General features: G+C 39.9%; 6 protein-coding genes. 5 read left to right on the top strand and 1 reads right to left on the bottom strand.

Going from position 1 to position 8732, the window contains the following annotated elements:
* The coding region (locus AC1DG9_RS18745; RefSeq protein ID WP_477635028.1) for a TonB-dependent receptor plug domain-containing protein at window positions 1-1233 on the bottom strand (1233 nt) is incomplete at its 3' end.
* A 501-nt stretch (window positions 1234-1734) separates the two neighbouring features.
* On the opposite strand from AC1DG9_RS18745, the gene AC1DG9_RS18740 reads away from it, so the two are divergent.
* The 5 genes from AC1DG9_RS18740 (at window position 1735) to fucP (ending at window position 8642) form a co-directional block, all read left to right on the top strand.
* Window positions 1735-2769: a substrate-binding domain-containing protein gene (locus AC1DG9_RS18740; protein WP_172662736.1), complete on the top strand. Its 1035-nt coding sequence runs from the start codon at window positions 1735-1737 to the stop codon at window positions 2767-2769.
* A 264-nt stretch (window positions 2770-3033) separates the two neighbouring features.
* Window positions 3034-4200 carry a glycoside hydrolase family 172 protein gene (locus AC1DG9_RS18735; protein ID WP_048905699.1) on the top strand — a complete coding sequence of 389 codons (1167 nt, stop codon included), beginning with the start codon at window positions 3034-3036 and terminating at the stop codon, window positions 4198-4200.
* A 24-nt stretch (window positions 4201-4224) separates the two neighbouring features.
* The gene (locus AC1DG9_RS18730; protein ID WP_477635027.1) at window positions 4225-5454 is read left to right on the top strand and encodes a DUF6786 family protein; all 1230 of its coding nucleotides are present in this window, start codon (window positions 4225-4227) and stop codon (window positions 5452-5454) included.
* 81 nt (window positions 5455-5535) lie between these two features.
* A complete protein-coding gene (locus AC1DG9_RS18725; protein ID WP_288881696.1) occupies window positions 5536-7299 on the top strand; it encodes an L-fucose isomerase in 1764 nt (587 codons plus the stop codon).
* 11 nt (window positions 7300-7310) lie between these two features.
* On the top strand, window positions 7311-8642 hold the full coding sequence (gene fucP, locus AC1DG9_RS18720; RefSeq protein WP_172662740.1) for an L-fucose:H+ symporter permease: 1332 nt from the start codon (window positions 7311-7313) through the stop codon (window positions 8640-8642).
* Window positions 8643-8732 lie beyond the last annotated feature (90 nt).

Raw genomic sequence — 8732 nt, 5'->3', positions numbered from 1 at the left:
ATTTTCGCCTATAGTTAGTTTGCCTTTTAACAGGTCATAATCATTATTAAAACGCGCTGAATAGCGTTTAAAATTTGAGGTAACCTGTGTACCATTATTATCATAATAATTTAAAGAGAAAAGACTGGTTGACCTTTCGCTTGAGCTGGATATAGTTAGCTGATGATTTTGCTGATAACCAGTTCTGGTTCCTTCTTTAAACCAATCTGTATCTGACGAAGGCATGGTATGATCTGCATTTAACCATTCTATGGGAGTGACCTTGTTTAGTACAGGAACTCCGTTGGCATCCCGATTCCAGTCGTAGTTATAAATACGTATGTTACCAGGACCCGGATCGTCGCCATCATTAACGGTTGCCTGCCATAAACCCTGGCCATACTGCACTGCATTAAGCATATCCGGAACTCCGGTTATTTTGGAAGCACCAACATAACTATCAACTGTTATTTTTGTATTATCACCCTTTCTGCCTTTTTTTGTATTGATGAGAATAACACCACCTGCAGCGCGGGAACCGTAGATTGAAGCCGATGCTGCATCTTTTAATACCTGCATAGATTCGATGTCATTTGGATTAATGTCTCTCAGATTAATAGTAACAGGCTGACCATCCAACACAATCAGGGCAGGAGAGGAGTTCATAGAGGTAATGCCACGTACTTGAATCCCCACATTTTCAGCAGGGTTACCATCTGTTGTAATAAAAACGCCTGGAACTTTTCCCTGCAAAGATCTCATGACATTTGCACTGGGATTTTTTGCAAAATCGTCTCTCGAGATTACACTTATGGCCCCGGTTAGATCAGCCTTTTTTTGCGTCATGTAACCCGTAGATATGGATACCTCTTCCAATGTTTTACTGTCATCAAGTAGGGTAACGTTATAAACATTGCCAGAGCCAATAGGAATTTCTCTGGTTTCCATCCCAATGTAGGTGAAGATGAGATGGGAACCAGTGCTTTGTAAGCTGATGCTGTATTTTCCGTTTGCATCAGTTTGTGTCTTTGCAGTTTCCCCCTTGATAGTGACACTTACACCCTGTAGCGGGATGCCTGCATCATCCTTGACTGTTCCTGTAATAATTCGAGATTGTTGTGTTGCATTTACCTGAAAAGCGTTTGCTTTCAGTGGGTGGTAATTTGCAAGTAAGAAAAAGAAAAAAATCTTTAATACTACTCTGGCATTACCACCATAACGATTACTCGTTTTAGTGTTCTGGTGACCTTTCATAAAAATTTAATTTGGTTTATGGTTAAAAAATGAGCGCAGTAAGTGTTCTCCATAGTTAGAAAAATAGGAGTGCCTCGTCTCAATGATATTAGCTAAAACATAAGCAAAAATTCCAGGGACCGCGTATCCCTAATACTTGCTTACACGTTTAAGCAAAAAGATCAAAAAAATTCCGAAGCGATCTCGGTTCAAAAAATGATTTATAATTGGTGTATATCAAACTTAAGCTTAAACGTTTAAACAAACAAGCAGTTTTTTGTATTTCCTACAACAATTCCATTAAAAAGCTTTGGATAGATTTTCAGAAATGGCATTTAAGCAGGTGAGAATGCACTTTTTGATCAATTCAAATTTTGCTTCGTGATAAATTCTTTACAATAGCTACCTGAAAAGCACTAATCAATTTGGTTTTCAAGATAGTGATACTAAAAGTCTGAAATTAATTAAACAAATGTTTCAATTAATATTTTTATGTTAATCGATTAAGCATACCTTTACGCAATGAAGAAGAAGGTATCCATCAAAGATATTGCACAAACTGTGGGTGTTTCTACCGCGCTGGTTTCTTACGTGCTAAATAATAAAGAAAAAGAAGCACGTGTTGGAAAAGAAATAGCCCAGGTAATAAGAGATACAGCTGTGGAGATGGGGTATCAGCCTAACCAGATCGCCAAAAGCCTGAAAACAGGAAAATCGCATACTTTTGGATTAATTGTCGCAGACATATCCAATCCGTTCTTTGCTAATCTTGCAAGGAATGTTGAAGACGAGGCGAAGAAATTTAATTATACCGTGATTTTTGCAAGTGCGGATGAAAATGCAGAGAAATCTCAAAACCTGATTAATATTTTAACAGAAAGGCAGGTTGATGGTTTTATCATTGCACCGGCTGAAAATTCACAAGACCAGATTGAGGCACTTCTAAAGAACAATATTCCACTGGTACTTATCGACAGGTATTTTAAAGGCCTGGACACCAATTATGTGGTGACTAACAATTATGAGGCCTCTTATCATGCTGTTAGCCATTTAATTGCAGCGGGAAAAACAAATATCGGCATGGTCGCTTATAAAACAGATTTAGTTCATATGCTGGATAGAAAGCGGGGTTACCTTGATGCAATTAAGGATAATAAGCTGTTAAAAGCTAAAACTCCGTTGATCAAAACAGTTGATTTTAATGCTAACCAGGAAGAGATAGCAGTGGGTATTCGTGAACTGTTTGCTCAGAATCCTGCAATGGATGCGCTATTTTTTGCAACAAATACCCTTACTTTAAAAGGATTGAAATCGTTAAATAAAATGCAGTATAGGGTTCCTGACGATGTAGCTATTGTATGTTTTGATGAGAGTGAAGCTTTTGATTTCTTTTATTCTCCCTTAACCTATATAGAGCAGCCATTACTTGAAATGGGTAAAAAGGCTGTTCAGATCTTAATTAAAAACATAGCTGATAAGAAAAGTCTCAATACTCAGATAAGCATCCCATCTAAATTAATTGTTAGACAATCAAGCGCTACGGTTAAAAAGGATTAATTTAATTCCCTGTGTACATGCTAGAACGAGAATGTTACATCAAACCCTAAAAAAAAAATAAAAAAATATTTGTTCGTTTAAACGTTTAAGCTTAAGTTTGATTACACAATCAAATTATAAACCATTTAAAACCGAAGTGCTCAGCATTTTTTTTTATCCTTTTTAGCTTAAACGTGTAAGCAAATTCAAATTTCAGTTATTTGGAGTACACAATTTCAAGAGAAAAGCGTATTAAGTAGCCGAGGTACATCGCAATTTAAAATTATGAGAAAGCTTTTATTACTAATCATCGCAACCATTTTTGTTCTACCGGCAGTTGCGCAAAAACCCCAGAAATTTGATGGCCTTGATATGAATCTTGGTAATCTGTCTCGATTATCTGATGCAAAAACCAGGTCTATTAGTCCGGAGAATTTCACCGGCGAAAAAGGCAAAGGCGGAATGGCTGACCCCGTAAAAAGTAAAGGGCAACGTAATGTAGCCAATGCAGCAAACGAAGCCCGTGATTTGGGAATTGGCTGGAAAGTGAATCCTTTTATAATTGTTAAAAGCGGAGAAACCGTAACTATCGCAGAAATGGAAGGTCCGGGTGCTATACAGCAGATCTGGATGACACCCACAGGAAACTGGCAGTTCTCTATTTTGCGCTTTTACTGGGACGATGAGAAAGAACCTTCTATTGAAGCTCCTGTAGGTGCATTCTTTGGAATGGGATGGGGAGAATATGCTCCATTAAACTCCCTGCCTGTAAGTGTTAACCCGGGAAGTGCTTTTAACTGCTACTGGAAAATGCCTTTCAGAAAGAAATGCAAAATCACTCTTGAAAACATTAATCCAAAAGATGATATGAGGTTATATTATCAGGTAAATTACACACTTACTCCAGTTGCGGATGATGAAGCTTATTTTCATGCACAATATAGAAGATCGAACCCTAACACCACATCTGTTCATACTATAATTGATGGCGTAAAAGGCAAAGGGCAGTTTGTTGGCCTGTATATGGGACTTGGTGTAAACAATAATGGATGGTGGGGAGAAGGTGAAATTAAGTTCTTTTTAGATGGTGATAAAGAATATCCTACTATAGCCGGAACAGGAACGGAGGATTATTTCTGCGGATCTTATAATTTCGACAGAGGCGGTAAATATACAGAATACAGTACTCCATATGCCGGTTTACATCAGGTAATCAGGCCAGACGGAACCTATAAGGCGCAGCAGAGATTTGGAATGTACAGATGGCACATCATGGATCCAATACGATTTGATAAAGATCTTAAGGTGACCATTCAGGATCTGGGATGGAGAGATGGTGGCAGGTATCTGGCACAGAAATCAGATATCATGACTGTTGCTTATTGGTACCAGACGGAACCTCATGGTAATTTCCCTAAATTCCCTTCGAGAGATGAACTCGAAGTAAATTAATCCTGACACTTTAAAACTCAGAACATGAAATTGCTGAAAATTCCATCACTATTGCTGGCAGGAATGATGATCATATCTTGTCAGTCGACCACAAAAAAACAAAATGATATGAAGGTTTTTGAAAAGGGCACGTTTGGCTACGATTTAAACTTTTTGAATGAAAATGACAGTATAGTTGTTTTAAAGAATGATGACGGAAGCGCTCAGCTTGCTTTATCGCCAAAATATCAGGCAAAGGTATTTACTTCAACTGCCGAAGGGCTTGATGGCAAAAGTTTTGGCTGGGTTAACTATAAAGCCTTTGGCAAACCTTTGGACCCGCATATGAACGCTTATGGTGGTGAAGACCGTTTGTGGCTTGGCCCGGAGGGTGGGAAATTTTCCCTTTATTTTAAAAAGGGTGATTCGATGGTGTTCGACAATTGGCACACGCCTGCAGGAATTGACAGTGAAAGCTGGACATTGGTAAAATCTGACGGAAAGCGCGCGTCGTTAAATAAAGAAATGGAGTTGCAGAATTATGCGGGTACTAACCTTAAGATAAAGCTGGAAAGAGATGTAGAGATTCTGGAAAAGAATAACATCGAGAAAGTATTAAATATTAGTTTGGCTGGTAAAGTGAGCTCTGTTGCCTTTAAAACACAAAATACCATCACTAATAGCGGCACCAATGAATGGACAGAGAAAACAGGGGCTCCTTGTATCTGGAGTTTAGACATGTTTAGTCCATCACCTAAAACTGTAATTGTTATTCCATATATTGAAAGTGCCACCGGTAAAGTAGCTACTACAGATTATTTTGGAGAGATTGCTAAAAACCGTATCACTTACAAGAATGGAATTCTGTTGTTCAAAGCCGATGGTAAATCACGTGGCAAACTCGGCATTCCTCCTGGTAGGGTTAAAAATGTTGCCGGTAGTTATGCAGCGGACCAGAATGTGCTTACCATCACGATGTTTGACATAAACAACAAGGCAAAATACTTAAACCAGGAATGGACACCAGACAAAGATCCATTTACTGGCGATGCCATGAATGCCTATAATGATGGACCTTTAGCAGATGGCTCGCAAATGGGACCTTTTTACGAATTAGAAAGTGTATCGCCGCCTACATTCTTGAAACCAGGAGAAAAACACACGCACATGCATARTGTATTTCACTTTACAGGGGACAGAACCGCTTTAAATGAAATTGCAGTAAAGGTTCTTGGTGTATCTCTGGACGAGATAGCGGGAGCGTTTAAAGATTAAAATCATGTATTCGGATAGCTGGTGGGCGCTTCAATATCTCACCAGCCTTTATCCGAAATTTAACCAAATAAAGATCAGAATATGAACAAATACCCTAAGGTAGGCATTCGGCCTATAATAGATGGCCGTTTGGGAGGCATTCGTGAATCCCTGGAGGATACCACAATGAATATGGCCAAAGTAGTAGCAGCATTATTTAAGCAAGAATTGAAGTATCCTGATGGCAGCCCTGTGGAATGTGTCATCGCAGATTCCTGTATTGGCGGAGTTAAAGAAGCAGCTGCATGTGCAGAAAAATTCAGAGATAATAATGTAGGAGTATCATTATCGGTTACGCCATGCTGGTGCTATGGTTCAGAAACTATGGACATGGATCCGCTATTGCCTAAGGCAATCTGGGGATTTAACGGCACAGAAAGGCCAGGCGCAGTATATTTGGCAGCAACATTGGCAGGCCATAATCAGAAGGGCTTGCCAGCATTTGGGATTTATGGAACTGATGTGCAGGACCTGGGAGACGCTGTGATTCCTGCCGATGTTAAAGAAAAACTACTTCGCTTTGCGAAAAGTGGTTTAGCTGTTGCAATTATGAAGGGCAAGTCATATCTGGCTATAGGTACAGTTTCTATGGGAATTGCAGGTTCAATTGTGGATGCTGATTTCTTTCAGGACTATTTGGGCATGCGCAATGAATATGTAGATTCCTCTGAAGTTTTAAGACGCATACAACAGAATATATTTGATCAGAAAGAATACGAGAAGGCTTTGCAATGGACCAAAAAATACTGCCTGGAAGGAGAAGATTTCAATCGGTCTGAGAAAGTGAAATCAAGAGAAGAGAAAGACAAAGATTGGGAATTCGTAATTAAGATGACGCTTATTATTCGCGATCTGATGATTGGGAATGATGCGCTTGTTAAAATTGGTTATGCTGAAGAAGCCCAGGGACATAATGCAATTGTTTCTGGCTTCCAGGGGCAACGCCAATGGACAGATTTCTTACCTAACGGGGATTTTCCTGAAGCCATACTGAATTCTTCATTCGATTGGAACGGAATAAGGGCACCTTATATGGTTGCAACGGAAAATGATGCACTAAATGGCGTTTCTATGCTATTTAATTATCTTCTGACCAATACCGCGCAAATATTTGCTGATGTACGTACTTATTGGAGTCCGGAGGCTGTAGAACGGGTATCTGGCTGGAAGCCTAATAACCTTGCAGAGGCTGGATTTATTCATTTGATAAACTCAGGCTCAGCAACTTTGGATGGCACAGGAAGACAAACAGTGAATGGCAAACCTGTGATGAAGCCGTTCTGGAGCATTGATGAACAAGAGGCTGAGGAATGTCTGAAAGCAACCACTTGGTATCCTGCAAATCTCGACTATTTTCGTGGGGGAGGCTATTCATCCAATTTTCTTACCAAGGGAGAGATGCCCGTAACCATGTGCCGACTAAATCTGGTTAAGGGCCTTGGCCCCGTACTTCAGATTGCCGAAGGCTGGACAGTGGATTTACCTGAAAACGTACATAAGGTATTGGATGAACGTACTGACCGTACCTGGCCAACAACCTGGTTTGTTCCGCGTTTAAACGGAAGCGGTGCTTTTAAAGACGTTTATTCAGTTATGTCGAACTGGGGCGCCAATCATGGAGCGATAAGTTATGGGCATATTGGAGCTGATCTGATCACCCTGGCCTCAATGCTCAGAATTCCGGTAAACATGCATAATGTTGCTTCAAGCGATATCTTTCGCCCTTCAGCATGGTCTTCATTTGGAATGGATACCGAAGGCTCGGATTACAGGGCATGTCAAGTTTACGGATCATTATACAGTTAAGCACCTATCTGATGAATAAAAAATCAACTTCACTGTTCAGAACAGAAACCGGCAAGAGTTATCTCATGCCCTTTATTTTCATATGCAGCTTATTCCTTTTGTGGGGTTTTGCACATGGTTTGTTGGATGTGCTGGACAAGCATTTTCAGAATATATTGCATGTATCAAAAGCACAATCTGGCTTTATACAATTTTCATTGTACATCGGTTATCTGGCTATGGCTGTGCCAGCCGGGTTGTTTATGAAGCGATTCGGTTATCAAAAAGGAATCATTTTAGGGCTGGTTTTATTTGCCATTGGTGCCTTTCTTTTTTACCCGGCAGCTAAACTACAAGCATTTATACCATTTCTGCTTGCATTATTTGTACTGGCATGCGGACTGGCTTGTCTGGAAACTGCAGCCAATCCTTACTCAACTATTCTTGGGCCAAAGGAGTATGCCGCAAGACGGATCAATATTTCTCAATCTTTTAACGGTTTAGGTTGGATATTGGGCCCTTTAATGGGCGGCTTGTTCATCTTTGGAACCGAGCATACGCCTGGCGTAGATAAATTCGATTCCATGGTTAAGCCATACATGATGGTTGGTGGAATCGTTGTGGTTGTTGCATTGATTTTTATGCTCATCAAGCTTCCTGAAGTGAAAGAAGCCAGTGACACCGAAACAGCCGAAGATCCGCCGATGCGCAATTTACTGAAGCACCCGGCTTTTGTATTGGCTGTAATTGCGCAGTTTCTTTATGTGGCTGCCCAAACCGGTGTTAATTCGTTCTTTATTAACTATGTAACAGAGACCATACCTAATGTAACAGGACCAGTTCAGGATATAATGCAACACTTAGGTTGGTTTGGTGAAGTGTTTACACCAAAAAATCCTGAGCAGGCAGCATCTCTTATTCTTGCAATTGGCGGCATGGGCCTTTTTTGGATAGGCCGCTTATCTGGCTCATATATGATGAAATATTTATCGCCGCAGAAACTCCTTGGAATATATGCCTTGGTTAATACAGTATTGGTATTTATAGTATTATTAGAGATAGGATGGTTTTCTGTAGTAGCCCTATTTTTTACTTATTTCTTTATGTCGATCATGTTTCCGACAATCTTTGCCTTGGGTATATATGATTTAGGGCCGTTAACCAAAAAAGGAGCGTCATTTTTGGTAATGGCAGTTGCAGGTGGCGCGTTTTGTCCGCCGATAATGGGCCTTATAGGTGATCACTTTGGGATGTCTATTGCCTTTATCATACCAATGGTATGTTTCGCATTTATTGCCTGGTATGCTATAAAAGGAATAGGGAAAAAGATTGACGCTAAAAACATTTCATTGCAGCACCATTAAACAGAGTCAAATGACAAATCAAGATTATTGTATAGGAGTTGATTTTGGAACAGATTCTGTCAGATCCATTATTGTTAATGCACATAATGG

Source organism: Pedobacter sp. 05L430 (genome assembly GCF_056397585.1).
The sequence above is the reverse complement of the archived record's forward strand: the minus strand, read 5'-3'. Positions and strand labels throughout refer to the sequence as shown.

Bases quoted from the DNA above. Each gene is read 5' to 3' on its own strand.
- AC1DG9_RS18740 (WP_172662736.1), top strand. From the start codon at position 1,735: ATGAAGAAGAAGGTATCCATCAAAGATATTGCACAAACTGTGGGTGTT.
- fucP (WP_172662740.1), top strand. From the start codon at position 7,311: ATGAATAAAAAATCAACTTCACTGTTCAGAACAGAAACCGGCAAGAGT.
- AC1DG9_RS18725 (WP_288881696.1), top strand. From the start codon at position 5,536: ATGAACAAATACCCTAAGGTAGGCATTCGGCCTATAATAGATGGCCGT.
- AC1DG9_RS18735 (WP_048905699.1), top strand. From the start codon at position 3,034: ATGAGAAAGCTTTTATTACTAATCATCGCAACCATTTTTGTTCTACCG.